The organism is Clostridium neonatale (assembly GCF_900465025.1).
Lineage (GTDB): Bacteria > Bacillota > Clostridia > Clostridiales > Clostridiaceae > Clostridium > Clostridium neonatale.
The window spans coordinates 2,407,143-2,426,637 of record NZ_UICR01000001.1; the positions used below are offsets into that span (position 1 = coordinate 2,407,143).

Sequence of the window (19,495 nt, forward strand, 5' to 3'; positions counted from 1 at the left end):
GAGTATATTTTAACATTTAATAAATTGGGACATAAATATTCTAAATAGTGATATAATTACTCTATACTGTGTTTAGATTGATAATTGTTCTTAGATAAAATTTGAAGAGGTATAGACGATATGAAGAATGCGATAAGAATTTTTAAACGTGATATGAAAAATATTTTTACAAACGTAATTGCAACAACCATAGTTATTGGACTTATGATAGTTCCCTCCTTATATTCATTAGTGAATATAAAAGCATGTTGGGATCCTTATGCAAGTGAAAGCACATCGAATATTAAAATTGCTGTAGTTAATGGGGATAAAGGGACAACCTTTCATGATCAAGAAATAAATGTGGGCAATAAAATAATTGATAATTTAAAAGAAAATGATAAAATCGGATGGACATTTGTTGATAAGGAAACTGCTAAAGATGGACTTATTAAAGAAAAATATTATGCAATGATAGAAATACCAGAAGACTTTTCAAGCGATGTTATCTCAGTGACAGAAAAAAAAGTAGTAAAACCTAAACTCATTTATACTGTAAATGAAAAGAAAAATGCAATTGCTCCTAAAATAACCGATTCCGGTGTTAAAACATTAAAACAACAGGTTAGCGAAAATGTAACTAAAACAATTTCAGGTATAATAATTAGAGTATGTAATGATATTGGAGTTGATATTGAAAATAATAGACCTGAACTTAGAAGAATAGTTGACGCAGTATATGAATTAGACGAAAACATGCCAGAAATAGAATCAATTTTAGATGCCTCTATTGAAGGGACTGTAAATGGTTCTAAGCTGAATGATGATTTAGAGTCACTTATTCCAAGCATATCAGACACTCTAGATGCAACTGATATTTTCATTGATAATATGAAAGAAAATTTAGATACAATTGAAGGTAATTTAAGTGATGATTCTGTTGTTGTAAAAGAGAATTTAGTGGAATCAGAAAGATTATTAGATAATCTAAGTATAGAACTTAATAATATTGATGAAAACATCATACCTGAAGTTTATAAAAAATCACTATTAACAGGTGCTGATGTTACTTCAGCGAGCATTGAAAGTGTACAGGAATTAAAATCAAACCTAAAATCAATGAAAAAATTTATAAATAAATTAAGTAAAATTGAATTACCAAAACCTTCTTATGATGAAGAAACTCAAACCTCAGAAGAAATTGAAAAACTAAAAAGTGAATATAAAAAACAAACTCAGGTGTTAAAGGATCTTCAAAAAAACTTAAAAGATACAAGTAACACAATAGATAATGTTATTAATAGATTAGACTTTATCGAAGATAAATTAGATATATTATCAAATAGAATTGATGCTGATCTTGATGATATTGAAAATGGTAAAAAATTAGATACCCAATCACTTACTGATACAAGAAAAGTAGTAGATGAAATGCATACATTACTTAGTGATTTAATAGATAGTTATGATTCTGAAATTGTAAATGGCGTATCTAAAACCTTTGATGAGGCAAATAATGTTATAGATAATGTATCATATGTACTTAATCAAAGCAGAGCTACACTCCCAGATCTTGAAGATCTGACTAATACATTAAGAAACGTATTAAATTTATCAAATGACGAATTAATGAAAGTAAAAGATAAATTTCCTGATATGAAGGCAGATTTACATAAAATGGCTGATAAGCTTAGAGAATATGATGATGACGATAAACTTGATGAAATATTAGATATTATCACAAATGGATATGAAGATCAAAGTAATTTTTTAGCTAACGCTGTAGAACTTGAAGATAATAGATTGTTCCCTTGGCCTAATTATGGTTCAACTGTCACACCGTTTTATACAGTATTATGCTTATGGGTTGGTGGATTATTATTGTCGTCATTGCTTTCAACAGATGCAAAAGATTTTGATGATGGTACTGAAATTAAACCTTATGAAAGATATTTTGGAAGATTATTTTTATATTTATTTATAGGAGTATTTCAAGCCCTTGTAGCTACTGGAGGAGCTCTTGTATTATTAAAGAGTTATTGTTTACATCCAATCATGGTTCTATTTTACTCAGTATTTGTATCATTTGTATTTATAACAATAATTTATACTGCAACTAGCCTATTTAGGAATGTTGGAAAAGTTATAGCAATAGTATTATTAGTATTGCAGGTTGCAGGATCTGGTGGTAATTTCCCAATAGAAGTTGCTCCTAAATTTTTCAGAACCTTATTCCCATTTCTTCCATTTACTTATGCCATAGGAGGAATGAGACAAATTATGGCGGGAATAGTATATGAGATTTTAATTAAAGACATTATTATTCTTTTAATATTTGCAATTGTATCAATAATATTGGGAGCAACATTAAAGAAATTTATAAATGATAAAATTAATTATTTTACTAAAAGACTAGGAGAAAGTGGAATAGTTGGTCACTAATTTTTATTTAAAAGAGGTGTAAATTATGAAAGGAAAATTTTTATTATCAATATTATTAATTGTTTCCAGTTTGTCATTTATAGGATGCAATATGGAGGATGATCATGTAACAAAACTTAGTAAGCCTGATGATGATGAATTATCAAGCGAATCAATAGATGAAGCTTATGATAATGAAGATATTCAAGATTTCCTTGAAAAATTAAATAGTAAGCCATCAGAAATAGCTGATAAATTAGATGAAGCTGATAGCGACGCAACAAGAATTTTAAATGAAGTAAGTGAAAAAGCTGATGAATTAAGTGATATTATAAATAGAGCAGATTTTGAAGGGAAAAGTGAAGAAATAAAGGATAAATTTGATGAAATCTCAGATGAACTTGATGAACTTCAAGATAATGTTGATGATGCTAAAGATAGAAAAGATTCTTATGATAATCCTGTTAATAAAGAGGATTTAACTGATACGTTAGATGAATTTCAAGCTCATATGGATAATTTAGAAAGAGCTATTAGCAGACTAGGAAGCCAATGGAGGGATTAAAAATGATAAATAGAAGTAAAAAAACTATAGCAATTTTATTAAGTTTATTAACAATTAGCAGTGTGACTTATAATGCTGCATTTTATAAACCAGTATATGCAGCAGAAAGCTCAAATAATATAGGTATAACGTATACTGAAGATCAAATAACTACTATGTTAAGTGGGTATTTAGAAAGTTATTTAAAAGATGAATATAGTAAAAAGTATGATGATGTTTATTTAGTTAAGATAGATATTACAAAGTCAAAAACAATACCAATTAAAAGTGATAAGATTAGTGAAATTACTTTATATGGATATGGTGTGTTAAACAGCAAAATGGAGATGATTGGCAAAGGATATATAGTTGGTGGTAAAGCAGCTTATGCATTAAAAGAAGCTGGTAAAGACCCAATATATATTCAAGCAGATAAATTAGATCTTAAAACTCTCGAACAATTAAAAAGCATTCTAGAGGAGAAAATTCATTCTATAGAAGGTAAAATTGATGGAATATTAAGTGATATTAAAGGAACTATAGGTGGAATCAAAGATACTGTAAGTGATTTAAGTGATTCATTAAATGATAAAAGTGACGATGTAGATGATGCTTGGGACAAAGTATTTGATAGATTTGATAATGATGAAGGCTGGGGGAAAAGAGATGGCTATATCTATTATTATGATGAAGATGGGATAAGCTTAAAAGGTGTTCAAAAAATTGATGGAAAAACTTATTATTTCAATAGAATAGATGGTGCTATGGAAACTGGCTGGCAGATTGTTGATGGTAAGAGATGCTACTTTGACAAAGAAGAAGGCTATCAAGTATTTGACACTTTAATAGAAGATGGTGAAGATAAATATTATGTTGGCGCAGATGGTGCTGCATTGAAATCTGAGTGGGCAACTTATAATGGCAAAAACTATTACTTTAAAGCAAATGGTAAAGCTGCAACATCATGGATTAAAATAGGTGATTATTGGTACTATTTTGAAAATGATGGTTCTATGGCAACATCAGCATGGAAATATAGTAAAGATAAATGGTACTACCTAAAAGATAATGGAGCTCTTGCAACTGATTGGCTTTATATTAATGGTGGATGGTATTGTTTCTCAGATCCTTCAGGAGCTTTAAAGACTGGATGGTTTAGAAAAGATGGAAATTGGTATTATTCTGATAGTAATGGAAAAATGAAAACAGGATGGGCTTGGTCAAGTGATGGATGGTGCTATTTAGATGATACAACTGGTAAGATGAAGAAAAATGAATGGGTAACTGTTGACGGAAAGAAATATTATTTCAATGTAAATGGAATAATGACTACTGGAAAGAAATATATTAATGGAGAAAAATATATATTTAATTCTGATGGTAGTTTAGCATAAAATCAATAGATGTTACTGATTGATTATTTTATGAATATAAAATAATTTCATATGGGACTTTGAAGCGATAGCATTTGTAGGGTATCTCTCTTTGTGGAGGTACCCTTGTTAATGCTCTGAAAATTATATACCTGTACCTGTATACCAATTAGAGAATAAGTTGGCTCAATAGCTATATTAATAGGTCTTAAAAACTTAAATTTGTTATTGACGTTTAAATTAGATATAATACAATTGATAATACAAATCAAATATTACAAAGAATATTTACTAATGAAAATATATTCTAATAATTATGTTTAAAATAATATTTATATATTGTAATATACGATTAATAGTTAGTATTAAAATTATAAAATAATATTTAAATTGATTTACTTAAGAAACGTGTATAAGCTAAAAGCTTTAGAGGAAAGGAGGATAAAATTAAATGAAAAGAATTAATATTTTAAGTGAAGATACAGCAAATAAGATTGCAGCTGGGGAAGTTGTTGAAAGACCTTCTTCTGTGGTAAAAGAGTTAGTTGAAAATTCAATAGATGCCAATGCTAAAAATATATTAATAGAAGTTGAAGAAGGTGGAATATCCTTAATGAGAGTCATAGATGATGGTGATGGCATATATAAAGATGATATGACTAAAGCATTTCTGCCTCATGCAACAAGTAAAATAAAAGAATCAGAAGATATATATAATATAAGTACACTAGGATTTAGAGGGGAAGCACTACCTTCTATAGCATCTGTATCTAAGGTTAATTTAAAATCTAAGCAAGAAGAAAGTGGATTTGGATATGAAATATCAATTGAAGGTGGAGGAATATCCGATGTAACTGAATGTGGTATTAATAAAGGTACGATAATAGAAGTACGAGATTTATTCTACAATGTACCTGCAAGAAAGAAATTTTTAAAAACAATATCTAAAGAAGGTTCTCTTATTAATGATATAGTTACAAGAATTGCGCTTGCTAATCCAGATGTAAGTATAAAATTGTATAATAATGGTAAAAAAATAATACATACTTTTGGAAACGGAGATATAAAAGATGTTATAAGAACTATCTATGGTAGAAATATAAGTGAAGATATTATTTATTTTGAAGATACTTCAGATTTAGTAACTATACATGGATATGTAGGCAGAGAGGATATAGCAAGAGGTTCAAGAAATAATCAAAGCACATTTGTAAATAAAAGATATATAAAAAATAAGTCTCTTGCAGTTGCAGTAGAGCAGGCTTTTAAATCATTTTCAACGGTAAATAAATTTCCATTCTTTATTTTATATATTGAAATATATCCTGAGTATGTAGATGTTAATATACATCCAACAAAAGCAGAAATAAAATTCAATGATGAAAGAATGATATTTGGTAAAATATTTAATGCAGTACATACAGCTCTTAAAAATGATGTATTCGATGATTTTGCAATAAAAGAAGAAGAAGAAACTTTTAAAGAAACCTCTAAGATTCCTTCATTTGAAGAAATAGCTTTTAAAATAAAAGAAGAAGAAGAGAAAGTTAAAATTGCAAGCAATATTGCTAAAGAAGTAATGGATGGTGGCAAGATATTAAATGTAAATTTATCTTCTGAAAAGCCTAAAGAAGAAATAAATATACCGGTTGATTTGAAAACAAATTCAGAATCTTATGCCTCTGCACAATTTCCAGTAGAAACTACTTTTCATGAAAAATATGATTCAAAAAACAATATAAGTAGTGAAGGATATACAGCTATAGATTTAAAAAAAGAAGAAAATATATATTCTGAAGAATCTAAAAATATAAATAATGTTAGTAACTCTACTATTAATGAAGTAAAATTTGCTAAGTTTCCGCCTATAACAATCATAGGTCAATATAATAAGACCTATATATTAGGTGAATATGACAGTACTCTTTATATGATAGATCAGCATGCAGCACATGAAAAAATACTTTTTGAAAAATACTTAAAGGAAATTGAGAATGGTGATATAGTAATTCAGCCTCTTATGGTACCAACTATTATAGACTTAACAATAGACGATTATTCATATTATGAAGAAAATATAAAAGTTTTCAAAGAAGCAGGCTTTGTTTTAGAAGAATTTGGTGGTACATCACTTGCATTAAAGGAAGTTCCTTATTTTCTTGGGAGACTTAATGCTAAAAAGCTATTCTTAGAAATACTTGATAACTTAAAGAATTTAGGTAACGGAAAAACAAGTGAAGTAAAGCATAATGCAATTGCTACAAAAGCATGTAAAGCTGCTGTTAAAGGAAATGATAAGTTAGAATTTAATGAAATGATTAAACTAGTTGAGGAACTTAGATATATAGATGATCCATTTCATTGTCCACATGGAAGACCTGTAATAGTTAAGTTTACAAGTACAGATATAGATAAAAAATTCAGACGAATAGTATAAGAAATGAAAGGATGTAATAATGAAACAGAAATTATTAGTTATCGCTGGACCTACAGCTGTAGGCAAAACTGAGCTTTCAATAAGACTTGCAAAAGAATTAAATGGAGAAATAATTTCAGCTGATTCAATGCAGATATATAAGCATATGGATATTGGTTCTGCTAAAGTAAGTGAAGAAGAAATGGATGGAATAAAACATTATTTAATAGATGTTATAAATCCAGATATTCCTTTTTCAGTTGCTGATTTTAAGGAATATGGTGAAACAGCACTTAAAGAGATTTTAAATAAAGCTAAATTACCAATGATAGTTGGAGGAACAGGTCTTTACATAAACTCATTAACATGTAACATGACTTTTACTGAGGCAGAAAAAGATGATGAATATAGAGAATATTTAGAGAAACTAGCAATAGAAAAAGGCAATGAATATATACATGAAATGTTAAAAAAGTGTGATATTATAAGCTATAATGAAATACATGCAAATAACAGAAAAAGAGTTATTCGTGCTTTAGAAGTATTTAAACTTACAGGAAAGCCGTTTAGTTCTTTCAATGCTGGAGATGATTTTTATAATAGTAATTATGATATATATTATTATGTTTTAACTATGAATCGTGAAAAGCTATATGAAAGAATTAATAAGCGTGTAGATATTATGATGGAAAGAGGACTTCTTGATGAGTGTATAAAGCTTAAAAATATGGGGTATACTTCACATATGCAGTCAATGCAAGGTATAGGTTATAAAGAAATACTGTATTACTTAGAAAATAAAATATCATTAGAAGAAGCGGTAAATATGATAAAACAAGGATCTAGAAATTATGCTAAAAGGCAATTAACATGGTTTAGACGTGATAAAAGATGTGTATTTTTAGATAAAGATATTATGAGTGATGATGAAATAGTTATCAAAATTATTAATGACATTATTCATAACTAGAGTTATAATAATGATATATGGTTATTTACGGAGGTGTAGATTTTGGTCAATAAAACACAAAATAATTTACAAGATATTTTCTTAAATAATGCAAGAAAAAATAAAATTCAAGTTATCATTCATTTATTAAATGGATTTCAATTAAAAGGTTTTGTAAAAGGTTTTGATAACTTTACAGTAGTGTTAAATTGTGATGATAAGCAAATGTTAATTTATAAACATTCAATTTCAACTATTACACCTTTTAAACCTATTTTATTTACAGAAAATGAATAAAAAAACATTGATAAATAGGCATATATGCCTATTTATTTTTGGGTGAAAAACAAAATAAGGAGAAGAAAAAACATGATAAAAATTACTGAAGATTTCTTAATTAATAACTATAAAATAAGTGATAGGGCCTTAGAAATATATAGACAGGCATTAAGTGATATTGAAAAAGACTTGCAGTCATATGATGATGTAAGAGAATTTAATCAATTGAAAGTTCTTAAAGCATTTCAAGAAGAAAGAATAAGTGATTCTCATTTTACTAATACAACAGGATATGGATTGGATGATATTGGACGTGATGCTTTAGACAGAGTATACGCTAGAATATTCAAAACAGAGGCAGCGCTTGTTAGACATAACTTTGTAAGTGGAACACATGCAATAGGTGCAGCAATAATAGGAAATGTAAGACCAAAAGATAAGATTCTTTGTGTATCAGGAAAACCATATGATACTTTACTCGGGGTACTTGGACTTTCAGAAAAGAAAAATCCAGGTTCTTTAGATGAGTATGATATAAAGACAGATATAATTGATCTTGATGAAGAAGGTCATTTCAAATTTGAAGAAATAAGAAATGCTTTAAGAAATGAACCATCATACAAATTAATACATATTCAAAGGAGTACAGGATACGCTTCACGAAAATCTTTCTTAGTATCTCAAATTGAAGAGGTTATAAAAGTTATAAGAGACGTAAGGAAAGATATATTAATATTTGTAGATAACTGCTATGGTGAATTTATAGAAACAATTGAGCCAAGTGAAGTTGGTGCAGACCTTATGGCTGGATCACTTATGAAAAACATCGGTGGAGGAGTGGCACTAGGTGGAGGATATATAGTAGGTAAGGCTGAGTATGTAAAACAAGCTGAGAATAGATTCACAGTTCCAGGTGTTGGTGGAGAATATGGAGCTACATATGGACTTATGAGAAGCCTTTTTCAGGGACTATTCTTTGCTCCACATGTATCCATAGAAGCGGTGAAAACAGCAGTATTTACTGCAAGAGTTATGGAAATTGCAGGATTCAAAGTATTTCCAGCATCTAAAGATAAAAGAACTGATATAATTCAAGCCATAGAATTTAATGATCCTAAAAAGTTAGTTAATTTCTGTAGTGGAATCCAAGCAGGATCTCCTATAGATTCATTTGCTGTATGTGAACCATGGGCAATGCCAGGATATGATTGTGACATTGTTATGGCAGCTGGAGCATTTATCTCTGGATCAACAATAGAATTATCAGCAGATGGCCCTATAAGGCCTCCATATATTGCTTATATGCAAGGTGGACTTAACTTCGAACACGGCAAGATAGGAGTTCTTATTGGACTTAGTAGAACATTAGAAGAATAGTATAATAATTAAACAGCAGATAATTATGTATATCATAAGATTATCTGCTGTTTTTCTATTTAAAATATATAGTTTTATAGACGTATATAACTTTACACTATCTCTTTATATTAGGTTTGATAGAAATACTTTTAATTATATTGATAGTATATAAACAATACAAAAATAATTTATTTCTATTATGAATTATATGGTAAAATATATTCTATAAGTAAGGTTAGAAAAAGATATATGTATTTTAAGTTCAAAAGAGAAAATCAAAATAATATCAGAATATATAATTAGAATCTAACAATATCTAGTTAGATAGAAAGGAATAGTTATTGCAATAAGATTATAAATAAAAGTATTTAAATAACTTTTTAATATATCTTCATACAATAACGGTATAATTAAAATGAATAGTATATATATAAATGGGAAAATATCATCACTAGATAATAACAACAATTTTTATGAAGCCTTAGCCGTTAAAGATGGATTGATAGCAGCTTTAGGGAGAAATACAGAAATACTCAAGTTAAAAAATGAAAATACCAAAATTATAGATTTAAATGGAAAGTTAATGCTTCCGGCATTTAATGATAGTCACATGCATGTAGTTGAATACGGAGAAAATCTTATACATGCAGACCTTAAAGGAGCTAAGTCTATAGAAGATATAATAAATACCCTTAAAGACTTCAAAGAAAAGAATAATGTTGCTGCTGGTGAATGGATAATAGGATATGGGTGGAATCAAGATTATTTTGATGTACACAGATTTCCAACAAGAGAAGATTTGGACAAGGTATCTACAGAAAATCCAATTTATATAACGAGAGCGTGCATACATGTAGCATGTGTTAATACAATCGTACTTAAACTAGCTGGAATAAATAAAAATACTAAACAAGTAGATGGCGGAGTTTTTGAAGTAGATAATTACGGACAACCTAATGGTGTTTTAAGAGAAGAAGCTATGTCCTTCGTAACATCAATTTTACCCCAAAAAACAAAAGAGGATATAAAAAAATCTATTCTAAGTGTATCTAAAAAACTTTTAAAATCAGGAATAGCATCTGTACAAAGTGATGACTTTGGAAATGTAAAATTATACGAAGATATAATAAATGTATATAAAGAATTAGATGAAGAAGGTCTTTTAAATATAAGAGTAAATCAGCAATGTAATATGGAACTATCACAATTAAAAGATTTTATCTTAAAAGGATATAACTTAGATAAAGGAAGTAGTCATTTTAAACTTGGCCCTTTAAAAATAATAAGCGATGGTTCATTAGGGGCAAGAACAGCTTATATGAGAAATTTTTATGAGGATGATAAAACTACAAAAGGAATTTCTATATATAATAAAGAAATCTTACAGGAATTAATATCAACTGCTCATGATAATAATATGTCAGTTGCAGTTCATGCTATAGGTGATGGCGCAATTGAAATGGCTATGAATTGTATAGAGGTGGCCATAAAAAATAATCCAAAGAAAGATACCAGACACGGAATTGTTCATTGTCAGATTACAGATGAAATGTTACTTAATAGATTTAAGAAATTAGATCTTATAGCGTATATACAACCGATATTTATACATTATGATCAGCACATACTAGAAGATAGGGTTGGAAAAGAGCTTGCTAAGACAAGTTATAACTGGAAGACATTGATTGATTTAGGTGTAGTAGTTTGCGGAAGTTCTGATTGTCCTGTTGAAAGCTTTGATTTAATGAATAACTTATACTGTGCAGTGACAAGAAAAGATTTAAATGGATATCCTGAAGAAGGATATAATAAAAGTCAATGTTTATCTATAGAAGAAGCGCTGAAATGTTTCACAATAGGAGGAGCGTATGCTTCTTTTGAAGAAAATTTAAAAGGTACTCTTGAAGTAGGAAAATTTGCAGATATGGTAGTTCTTGATGAAGATATTTATAGATGTGATAAAAATAAAATTAAAGATATAAATATTAATATGACAATTGTTGGCGGTGATATAAAGTACTCGTTATAAAGGACTTAATATCTATCTTTTTAGTTATTATAAAACTAAAGATAGATATTAAGTCCCTTTTATATAATCTATTTATAAGATCTGTATATGCCCACTAATTTACCCAATATAGAACAATCAGGCACTATTATAGGATCCATTGTATCATTTTCAGGTTGAAGCCTTATATGATCTTTTTCTTTATAAAATCTTTTTATTGTAGCAGAATCATCAATTAAAGCTACAACTATTTCACCGTTTTTAGCGCTATTTGTAGATTCTATAATTGCTAAATCGTTATTATGAATTCCTGCATTAATCATACTTTCACCAGATACTTTAAGCATAAATAATTCATTATCATGTTTTATGTAATCTATAGGTAGAGGAAATGTATCTTCTACATTCTCAGTAGCTAGTATAGGTAATCCGGCTGTTATTTTACCCACTATAGGAATATTAACCATTTCTTTTTTAGGAGTTGATAATTCATTTATTTCTAAAGCTCTAGGCTTTGATGGATCTCTTTTAATGAAGCCTTTCTTTTCCAATCTCTTCAAATGTCCGTGCACTGTAGAAGTTGATTTTAAAGAAACGGCTGCACATATTTCTCTAACTGATGGTGGATAACCTTTGTTTTCAGTATAGGTTTTTAAAAATTCGTATATTTCTTGTTGCTTAGTATTTTCGTCTGACATTATACACACCTCACTATTCTTGAATATATTATATCATAGATAATATTACATGACAAACTAATGTTCTTTTAGATATAAAGGTAATTCAAATAATTTATTTACTTAAAATAAATTATTTGATATACTAATTCAGTCTTAGGGCGAAATTATAATAATTTTTCATAATGTTTGTACTACTCGAAAGGAAAAGGTGACAATGGTGATTACTATAGGAGCGATGATAGGGGCTGGAAAATCAAGTTTAGCTAAACTTGTTGGAGAACATTTTGGGACAGAAGTATTTTACGAAAGCGTAGATGATAATCCAATTTTACCTCTTTTTTATACAGCTAGCGATGAAGAAATACAAGAAAAAAGATATCCATTTTTACTTCAATTATGGTTTCTTAATACAAGATTCAAAAGTATAAAGAAAGCACTTGTTAATAAGAATAATGTATTGGATAGAAGTATATATGAAGATTGGTACTTTGCAAAAGTTAATAAGGATTTGGGCAGAATCTCAGAATTAGAATTCCAAATGTATGAAGGTTTGCTTGAAAATATGCTGGAAGAACTTAATGAACTACCTAAAAAAGCGCCTGATTTAATGATTTATTTAACTGGTAGTTTTGAAACTATTTTAGATAGAATAATAAAAAGAGGTCGTGGATATGAGCTTGATGAAAGTTTAGTCTCATATTATAAAACTTTATGGGAAGGATATGATGACTGGGTAGAAAGTCATTATAAAGCTTCAGAGGTTTTAACTATAAATATAGATGAATATGACTATGTAAACAATGCTGATGATGCAGAAAAAGTATTGGAAATGATAGAATTAAAGTTAAAAGAAATTAGAGCAGAATAATTGTATATTTGATTTATAAATTTATTTTTGTTATAATAAAACAATGACTTCAAAGTGAAAGGAGTAATTTGTTATTATGGCATTTAAATATACAGATGATGATTATTGTGATATTTATGAAAATAAAATTTGTGATAATTGCGGAAAGTGCTTAGAAATGGATGGAGTAGATGTTAGAGCTATTAAGATAGAAGATATCGCAAAAACCCAAGAAGAAAACGAAATTCTTGAAGAAGAATTTTTAGAAGAAATAAAGTCTACATTAAGCCAAGAGGATTTAGAAGAAATAAAGGCTCAAAACCTTAATTTAATGGATATATATAAGAAGTTTAAAGAAGAAGTTAATTTCTCTGAAGATGATTATATAAACGACGAAAGTACAGAGTATGAAGATGCTTTTGATCATATAGAATATCTCGATAATGTTTCGTTAAACGAGGGAGATATAGATGAACTTACAGAAGAAATTTATCCAGGTGTAAGAAAGTTAAAAAAGAAGATTAACGAATAGTTTAAAATCACAAGATAGTTATTATCTTGTGATTTTTATTTTATGTATATATGAAACCATTAAACGACATACTAAATATGAAGTTAGATATTTAGAAAGGAGAGATAAAAAATGAGAAGAAAGTTTGTTATTGCATTAGCTTTAATGACATTATTATCATCTGCATCAGTGATATATGGATGTGGTTCTAATACTACTAATAATACCACAAACAATACAGATGGTGTAAAAGAAGATGTGGCCAAAGTAGGAGAAGGACTAAAAGAAAGTGCTGAAGGAGTAGTTGAAGGTGTAAAAGATGTTGGCAAAGATATAAAATATACAGCTATAAACTTCAAAGATGACATTGTAAACGCAGGACATGATTTAAAAGAATCAGCAGAAACACATTGGGATAAGTTTAAAGGAAATGAAACTGATTATTATGCAGGAGATAAATTAGTTAGAGTTTATGAATACGATTCAAAAGATGCCTTAAATGCAGATGTGGCCAGAATATCTTCTGATGGTTTATCTGTCGATGGTGAAGTTGTATACAGTGAAAAACCGCATTATTATACTAACGGAAATACTTTAATCGTTTATGAAGGCAATGATCAATCTTATATTAACGAGTTTAATACAAGATATGGTAATCCAATAATATAATAAAACTTTTTCTTATATAAATAGTATAATTTTAATTTAACAAAGTAAAACACCGCATAAATTCACAAGATTTATGTGGTGTTTTATATATTATAATTTTGCTAAAGGATTTGATTTTACTGCATCTCTTAAAGTATCATCATCTACATGGGTATAAATCTGTGTAGTTGATATATTAGTATGTCCTAAAATATTTTGCAGACTTCTAATATCTACATTTCCATACTTGTACATTAAAGTGGCAGCAGTATGTCTGAGTTTATGTGGCGTGTATTTTTCATCAGTAAAACCAGCATTTGTTATATGTTTTTTTATCATTATTTCAACTGTTCGTTGATTTATAGGAGTTCCACGATTCGAAAGGAACAAGTAATTTTTATATTCGCCAGAAACTTTAGAATCATCACGTGTTTTCAAAAGATTATCTATAGATTTTAAACATGCATCATTTAAGTAAACGGTTCGTTCTTTATTTCCTTTACCTATGATTGTTAAAGTGTCATTTTTAATTTTACTTATTTGGATGTTGCATAGCTCAGATAAACGCATACCACAATTTAAAAACAGAGTCAGAATGCAATAATCTCTAGCATAGTTTTTATTTGTTGTATCTAAGGATTTTAATAGTTCCAAACTCTGATTTAAAGTTAAATAAACAGGGTGCCTTTTGTTTATTTTAGGTGATTCAAGTTCTAAAGTAGGATTTTCATCTATTATTTTTGCTTTACCAGTTAAAAATTTAAAATAAGATTTCAATGTCGCGACCTTTCTGGCACGAGAGTAGGCGCTATTTCCTCTGTATTTTTCTATAAAAGACATAAAGGCGTATAAATCTCTTAATTTTATTCCTTTTATAAAAGAATTATCAACGGATTTTATATCTATCTCATCGAATTCTACCTTTTTTTGATCAACATACCCTTTATACAAAAGCATAAATCTAAAAAATATAGTCAAATCTTTTTTATATGCTTCAATTGTGTTATCGGACTTATTTTTTATTGTTTCTAAATAGTTCAAAAAATCAACAACTGATTCCGGTAAATTCTCATTTTTAAATTCGTTTATATCAAAATTCATTCCCATAATAATCATAACCTCATATAATAATATATTTCTAGCTTGCAAATTTACTAAGCTTGTATATATTATACCAATAAACTCATTTTTAATCAATTATTTCGGGAAATGTATATTTCCCGAAATAATTTCTGAGCGTTTTGAGAGTGGTTTCTGTATATTTTATTAACCATCATATATATAACTTTTATCAATCTTCACTTTTTAATACTGAGCAAAGCAAAATTTCCATTATTTATTCTTAGCAAAAAATTCTCCCGAAATATTTGTGCAATGTTTTTAACAAACTAACTTGAACTTATTTATAAAATTCTTATTTTTTATATTTTTTCTCATTTAGATCACTTTTATTCTCAATTAATAAAAGTGCGGTTGAACTCAATTATTTGGTTATTTTTTTCAGATTTTTATTCTTAAATAACTTTATCTTAGTAATATCATTTAATCATTTTATTATAAAAATTAAATTTCAAAATTAAGAAGACATCCTTTTACTAGTTTTATATATTTTTAAAATTTATTTTTTCAACACAAACGAAATTGAATTTAAATACAATTTTAAAATAAAAACCCTGTAATATTAATCAATATAATACTATATTTACTTATAATTTAATTATTATATATTTTTTATATAATATTCTATTTATGTAATTTAAAAACACATAATTTCAAAAATATTTGAAAAATAATGAATTTTCAGATAAATATACGTAAAAACAGAGGGAGCAATTTTGATGTATTTTATTGTAAATAGTGATTTATTTTCGTATTCAGAAATGTTAACTTTTATTATTATCCATAAAATAAATGCTTTATATTATGGTATAATAGTCATAGTTTGTTATACATAGGAGGATTCAAAGATGGCTAAAGAAAGTAAAACAAATGCTATGAGAATACTAGATAGTAAAAATGTAGAATACACTACTCATAGTTATGAAAATAAAGATGGAAAAATAGATGGAGTTGCTGTTGCTCATAAGATAAACAAAGATGTAAGCTCTGTTTTTAAAACGTTAGTAACGCAAGGTAATTCAAAAGAATTTTTAGTGTATGTTATTCCAGTTGCTGAAGAATTAGATATGAAAAAAGCTGCAAAAGCTGCAGGTGAAAAGAATATTGAAATGATTCATGTAAAAGATATAAATAAAATTACAGGATATATAAGAGGCGGCTGCTCTCCTATAGGCATGAAAAAAGCATTTAGGACATTTGTTCAAGAAAGTGCATTAGAGCATTCTACAATAGTTTTTAGCGCCGGAAAAATAGGTGCCCAAATCGAGATGAATCCAAAAGATCTAGAGAATGTTATTGACTGTACTTTCATAGATATAATTAAATAAAATCAAAAGTGACTGTTTTATGGTTTTAGAACAAATGTTCCGAAAGTAAAAACAGTTACTTTTTAATATAAATTAATACAATAAACTATCTATAGTAGTTTTAGGAGGAATTTAAAATTGATATCTATTATTATGGCTTATCTTGATTCAATAATATATGAGATTAAAGATAATAATATAAGAAATTGTGATTATGATGAAACCGACCATTATCAAATCATGAGATCTTTCTTTGATAATCCTAAGCGAATGATTGATATGCTTATTAATGATAAATAATTATAAATTAATATATGGCTCTGAAGAGTTTAACATTAATATATATGATTATATAATTTTTTAATGTTTCAAACAAGGGTCTCATTTATTACCACTCTAAAATTAGATTTCTCATATCACCTAAAAACAATGCTTATGAATTTAAAGTTTCACTCTTGCTTTTAAAATGCTTATTTTTATACTTTAGAACATTTGTTCTCAGAAGATAGAAATAGCACTTTTATTAAAAAGGTTGAATTTCATCATAAGTAAAAAATCATAGATTACAACAAAATATTTGTTATAATCTATGATTACTTTTAATTTTTTATATTTATTTTATAATTTCACCAACTAAAGAGAATGATTTAGCTTCAACTATCTTAACATTAACTAGCTTTCCTATCATTTCTTTGCATCCATCAAAGTTTACAAGTTTACCATTTCTAGTTCTACCTGTTAGTTTGGTTTCATCATTTTTACTTGTTCCTTCAACTAACACTTCATAAACTTTTCCTTCTGCTGCTTTATTGCTTGCAACAATACCCTCATTAACAACTTCTACAAGTCTATTAAATCTGTCATGCTTAACATCATCAGAAATTTGATTTTCCATTCTGTCAGCAGGTGTATGATTTCTTCTTGAATAAATAAAAGTAAATGCTGAGTCATATTGAACTTTTTTAACTAAGTCAATTGTTTCTAAGAAATCTTCTTCAGTTTCACCAGGGAATCCAACAATTATATCAGTTGTAAAAGTAACATCTGGGATTTCCTCTCTTATCTTTTTCGCAAGATCTAAATAGTATTCCTTAGTATAGTGTCTGTTCATTACTTTTAAAACAGCATCTGAACCACTTTGTACTGGTAAATGGATTTGTTCGCATAGTTTATCACAATCTCTTATAGCGTGAATTACCTCTATATTTAAGTCCTTAGGATGAGATGTCATAAATCTAATTCTTTCAAGTCCGTCTATTTCATTGATTCTTCTTAAAAGATCTGCGAAAGATATTTCTTCTTCTAGGCCCTTACCATAAGAATTTACGTTTTGACCAAGTAAAGTAACTTCCTTATACCCTTGTGCTACTAATTCTTTTATCTCTTTTATTATATCTTCCGGCTTTCTACTTCTTTCTCTTCCTCTAACAAATGGAACTACACAATATGTACAGAAATTATTGCATCCGTACATTATAGTAACAAAAGCTTTTACGCTAGATTTTCTGTCTATCGGAACTCCTTCTACTATTTCAGCTTCTTTATCAAATATTTCTTTTATTTGAACTCCATCAGTTTGAACTCTATGTAAGTATTCAGGGAATTTATAAGAATTATGTGTTCCAAAAATTATATCAACGTATGGGAATCTTTTTAAAATTTCATCTGCCATACCTTTTTGTTGCATCATACATCCACATAAAGCAATTATTAAATCAGGATTTTTTTCTTTTTGCTTTTTAAGCATCCCTAAATTTCCGAAAACTTTATTTTCAGCATTTTCTCTTACACAGCAAGTATTAAATATAACTATAGATGCTTCATCTCTATTTTCAGTAGGGGTATAGCCTTGAGTCTTAAGCATTCCTGAAAGCTTTTCAGAATCTTCTTCATTCATTTGGCAGCCCCATGTTTCAATAAAATATAATTTACTTTTAATTTCTCTATCTAAACTCATTATTGTTTTTCCTCCATTTTTACATTGTCACGTTGTATTATAACAAATTTAGTATATAAAATAAAGACTGCATATTAACAGTCTTTATTTTATATATTCCTAATTATAATAATCAACATAACTTTTGTACTTTATTATTAACTATGAGTTCCAAACAGAATATGAACTATATTCTCTAAATCCAAGCTTAGTATATAATCTTAAAGCCGGAATATTATTTTTATCTACACGTATATATATTTCACTTATATTTTTGCATATACATAAATTTATAAGATATTTTAATAGTTCTTCTCCATATCTCATTCCTCTATGTTCTTTAATTACTCCTAAATTGACAATAGTATATTTACCTCTGTTTAAAATAACCTGTCCATAACCTATAGGTGTGCATGAATCAATTGCAATAAACACGCAAAAATCATCCAAATAGTATTTCTCTTCTTCTTCAGCCAATATATCTGACACTGATAATGGGATTCTGTCTTTATTATCAAAAATAAGATTTTGCAATTCGCATCTAAGATTTTCATGCTTATTTTTTTTAAAATGTTCAAAAATCAAATTATTATTTATGTTAAGCATAGGGTTATAAGCATCCAATTTCATTAACAACGTTTCAGAAAGAAGAGTAAAATTTAATTTTTTTATTAGCTCTAAGTTTTTTGGATTATCTCTAATATCAATTTTAAAAGAATCAATATTAAGAGAATCAAGAAATTCTGGCTTAATACAATCTATATATTCCTCTTTAACATATAACGAATATATATTACATGGCAAATTTTTAGAAGCAGGATATTCATGCCATATATAGCCTATATACTTTTCATTGAGTTTAAATAACTTAACTTGTTTCCTTAAAATAAATTTTACTATAAAAGGTTCATTATCATATGCTTCAAAAAATGTCTTATCACAAATATATGAGTTATCTTTACCATCATACAACTCTCTAAAAATATCTATATTAAAAATCGATAACTTCTCAACTTCAACCATATAACCGTCCTCATTTCTAAACCTTATATAAATTATACCATGCATACAATAAAATTAAAATGAAAGCAAAAAACTGTGTATACAAATTTATATTAT

17 protein-coding genes are annotated in these 19,495 nt (G+C 27.7%); 13 read left to right on the top strand and 4 right to left on the bottom strand.

Annotated elements, in window-relative coordinates; all coding sequences use genetic code 11:
* The first annotated feature begins 120 nt into the window (after positions 1-120).
* The 8 genes from CNEONATNEC86_RS11015 to CNEONATNEC86_RS11050 all read left to right on the top strand — a co-directional run bounded on the left by CNEONATNEC86_RS11015 (position 121) and on the right by CNEONATNEC86_RS11050 (position 11,349).
* Positions 121-2,421 carry a YhgE/Pip domain-containing protein gene (locus CNEONATNEC86_RS11015; protein ID WP_159136004.1) on the top strand — a complete coding sequence of 767 codons (2,301 nt, stop codon included), beginning with the start codon at positions 121-123 and terminating at the stop codon, positions 2,419-2,421.
* A 25-nt stretch (positions 2,422-2,446) separates the two neighbouring features.
* Positions 2,447-2,965 (top strand): hypothetical protein, encoded by a 519-nt coding sequence (locus CNEONATNEC86_RS11020; RefSeq protein WP_125149971.1) that lies wholly within the window; start codon positions 2,447-2,449, stop codon positions 2,963-2,965.
* Between the two features lie 2 nt (positions 2,966-2,967).
* Entirely contained in the window at positions 2,968-4,338 is a 1,371-nt protein-coding gene (locus CNEONATNEC86_RS11025) for an N-acetylmuramoyl-L-alanine amidase family protein (protein ID WP_243145351.1), read from the top strand.
* 430 nt (positions 4,339-4,768) lie between these two features.
* Positions 4,769-6,754 (top strand): DNA mismatch repair endonuclease MutL, encoded by a 1,986-nt coding sequence (gene mutL, locus CNEONATNEC86_RS11030; RefSeq protein WP_159136006.1) that lies wholly within the window; start codon positions 4,769-4,771, stop codon positions 6,752-6,754.
* A 19-nt stretch (positions 6,755-6,773) separates the two neighbouring features.
* On the top strand, positions 6,774-7,703 hold the full coding sequence (miaA, locus tag CNEONATNEC86_RS11035) for a tRNA (adenosine(37)-N6)-dimethylallyltransferase MiaA (protein ID WP_125149974.1): 930 nt from the start codon (positions 6,774-6,776) through the stop codon (positions 7,701-7,703).
* A gap of 42 nt (positions 7,704-7,745) precedes the next feature.
* Positions 7,746-7,979 (top strand): RNA chaperone Hfq, encoded by a 234-nt coding sequence (gene hfq / locus CNEONATNEC86_RS11040; protein WP_058295254.1) that lies wholly within the window; start codon positions 7,746-7,748, stop codon positions 7,977-7,979.
* A 72-nt stretch (positions 7,980-8,051) separates the two neighbouring features.
* On the top strand, positions 8,052-9,338 hold the full coding sequence (locus CNEONATNEC86_RS11045; RefSeq protein WP_159136007.1) for a methionine gamma-lyase family protein: 1,287 nt from the start codon (positions 8,052-8,054) through the stop codon (positions 9,336-9,338).
* A 397-nt stretch (positions 9,339-9,735) separates the two neighbouring features.
* Complete coding sequence (locus CNEONATNEC86_RS11050) at positions 9,736-11,349, top strand: amidohydrolase (protein ID WP_159136008.1); 1,614 nt, start codon at positions 9,736-9,738, stop codon at positions 11,347-11,349.
* 68 nt (positions 11,350-11,417) lie between these two features.
* On the opposite strand, the gene lexA is transcribed toward CNEONATNEC86_RS11050, so the two are convergent.
* Positions 11,418-12,026, bottom strand: a complete 609-nt coding sequence (gene lexA / locus CNEONATNEC86_RS11055; RefSeq protein ID WP_058295251.1) for a transcriptional repressor LexA — start codon at positions 12,024-12,026, stop codon at positions 11,418-11,420.
* Between the two features lie 196 nt (positions 12,027-12,222).
* Between lexA and CNEONATNEC86_RS11060 the strand changes: the two genes are divergently transcribed.
* The 3 genes from CNEONATNEC86_RS11060 to CNEONATNEC86_RS11070 all read left to right on the top strand — a co-directional run bounded on the left by CNEONATNEC86_RS11060 (position 12,223) and on the right by CNEONATNEC86_RS11070 (position 14,035).
* Entirely contained in the window at positions 12,223-12,876 is a 654-nt protein-coding gene (locus CNEONATNEC86_RS11060; protein WP_058295250.1) for a deoxynucleoside kinase, read from the top strand.
* 76 nt (positions 12,877-12,952) lie between these two features.
* A complete protein-coding gene (locus CNEONATNEC86_RS11065) occupies positions 12,953-13,387 on the top strand; it encodes a hypothetical protein (protein WP_159136009.1) in 435 nt (144 codons plus the stop codon).
* A gap of 111 nt (positions 13,388-13,498) precedes the next feature.
* Positions 13,499-14,035, top strand: coding sequence for a hypothetical protein (locus CNEONATNEC86_RS11070; RefSeq protein ID WP_058295248.1), 537 nt, complete (start codon positions 13,499-13,501; stop codon positions 14,033-14,035).
* A gap of 90 nt (positions 14,036-14,125) precedes the next feature.
* Here CNEONATNEC86_RS11070 and CNEONATNEC86_RS11075 read toward each other — a convergent pair whose 3' ends face one another.
* Positions 14,126-15,115: a tyrosine recombinase XerC gene (locus CNEONATNEC86_RS11075; protein WP_159136077.1), complete on the bottom strand. Its 990-nt coding sequence runs from the start codon at positions 15,113-15,115 to the stop codon at positions 14,126-14,128.
* A gap of 866 nt (positions 15,116-15,981) precedes the next feature.
* Here CNEONATNEC86_RS11075 and ybaK point away from each other — a divergent pair.
* Positions 15,982-16,461, top strand: a complete 480-nt coding sequence (ybaK, locus tag CNEONATNEC86_RS11080; RefSeq protein WP_159116282.1) for a Cys-tRNA(Pro) deacylase — start codon at positions 15,982-15,984, stop codon at positions 16,459-16,461.
* A gap of 117 nt (positions 16,462-16,578) precedes the next feature.
* Positions 16,579-16,740, top strand: coding sequence for a hypothetical protein (locus tag CNEONATNEC86_RS11085; protein WP_157065777.1), 162 nt, complete (start codon positions 16,579-16,581; stop codon positions 16,738-16,740).
* A gap of 313 nt (positions 16,741-17,053) precedes the next feature.
* Here the strand turns inward: CNEONATNEC86_RS11085 and miaB are convergent, their stop codons facing one another.
* Together miaB and CNEONATNEC86_RS11095 are read right to left on the bottom strand one after the other, a co-directional pair.
* Complete coding sequence (gene miaB, locus CNEONATNEC86_RS11090) at positions 17,054-18,397, bottom strand: tRNA (N6-isopentenyl adenosine(37)-C2)-methylthiotransferase MiaB (protein ID WP_159136010.1); 1,344 nt, start codon at positions 18,395-18,397, stop codon at positions 17,054-17,056.
* A gap of 141 nt (positions 18,398-18,538) precedes the next feature.
* The gene (locus CNEONATNEC86_RS11095) at positions 18,539-19,399 is read right to left on the bottom strand and encodes a GNAT family N-acetyltransferase (protein WP_058295245.1); all 861 of its coding nucleotides are present in this window, start codon (positions 19,397-19,399) and stop codon (positions 18,539-18,541) included.
* Positions 19,400-19,495 lie beyond the last annotated feature (96 nt).

Excerpts from the sequence above, each read along its gene's own strand:
- CNEONATNEC86_RS11015 (WP_159136004.1), top strand. The coding sequence starts at position 121 with ATGAAGAATGCGATAAGAATTTTTAAACGTGATATGAAAAATATTTTT.
- CNEONATNEC86_RS11020 (WP_125149971.1), top strand. The coding sequence starts at position 2,447 with ATGAAAGGAAAATTTTTATTATCAATATTATTAATTGTTTCCAGTTTG.
- CNEONATNEC86_RS11025 (WP_243145351.1), top strand. The coding sequence starts at position 2,968 with ATGATAAATAGAAGTAAAAAAACTATAGCAATTTTATTAAGTTTATTA.
- mutL (WP_159136006.1), top strand. The coding sequence starts at position 4,769 with ATGAAAAGAATTAATATTTTAAGTGAAGATACAGCAAATAAGATTGCA.
- miaA (WP_125149974.1), top strand. The coding sequence starts at position 6,774 with ATGAAACAGAAATTATTAGTTATCGCTGGACCTACAGCTGTAGGCAAA.
- CNEONATNEC86_RS11045 (WP_159136007.1), top strand. The coding sequence starts at position 8,052 with ATGATAAAAATTACTGAAGATTTCTTAATTAATAACTATAAAATAAGT.
- CNEONATNEC86_RS11050 (WP_159136008.1), top strand. The coding sequence starts at position 9,736 with ATGAATAGTATATATATAAATGGGAAAATATCATCACTAGATAATAAC.
- lexA (WP_058295251.1), bottom strand. The coding sequence starts at position 12,026 with ATGTCAGACGAAAATACTAAGCAACAAGAAATATACGAATTTTTAAAA.
- CNEONATNEC86_RS11060 (WP_058295250.1), top strand. The coding sequence starts at position 12,223 with ATGGTGATTACTATAGGAGCGATGATAGGGGCTGGAAAATCAAGTTTA.
- CNEONATNEC86_RS11065 (WP_159136009.1), top strand. The coding sequence starts at position 12,953 with ATGGCATTTAAATATACAGATGATGATTATTGTGATATTTATGAAAAT.
- CNEONATNEC86_RS11070 (WP_058295248.1), top strand. The coding sequence starts at position 13,499 with ATGAGAAGAAAGTTTGTTATTGCATTAGCTTTAATGACATTATTATCA.
- CNEONATNEC86_RS11075 (WP_159136077.1), bottom strand. The coding sequence starts at position 15,115 with ATGAATTTTGATATAAACGAATTTAAAAATGAGAATTTACCGGAATCA.
- ybaK (WP_159116282.1), top strand. The coding sequence starts at position 15,982 with ATGGCTAAAGAAAGTAAAACAAATGCTATGAGAATACTAGATAGTAAA.
- miaB (WP_159136010.1), bottom strand. The coding sequence starts at position 18,397 with ATGAGTTTAGATAGAGAAATTAAAAGTAAATTATATTTTATTGAAACA.
- CNEONATNEC86_RS11095 (WP_058295245.1), bottom strand. The coding sequence starts at position 19,399 with ATGGTTGAAGTTGAGAAGTTATCGATTTTTAATATAGATATTTTTAGA.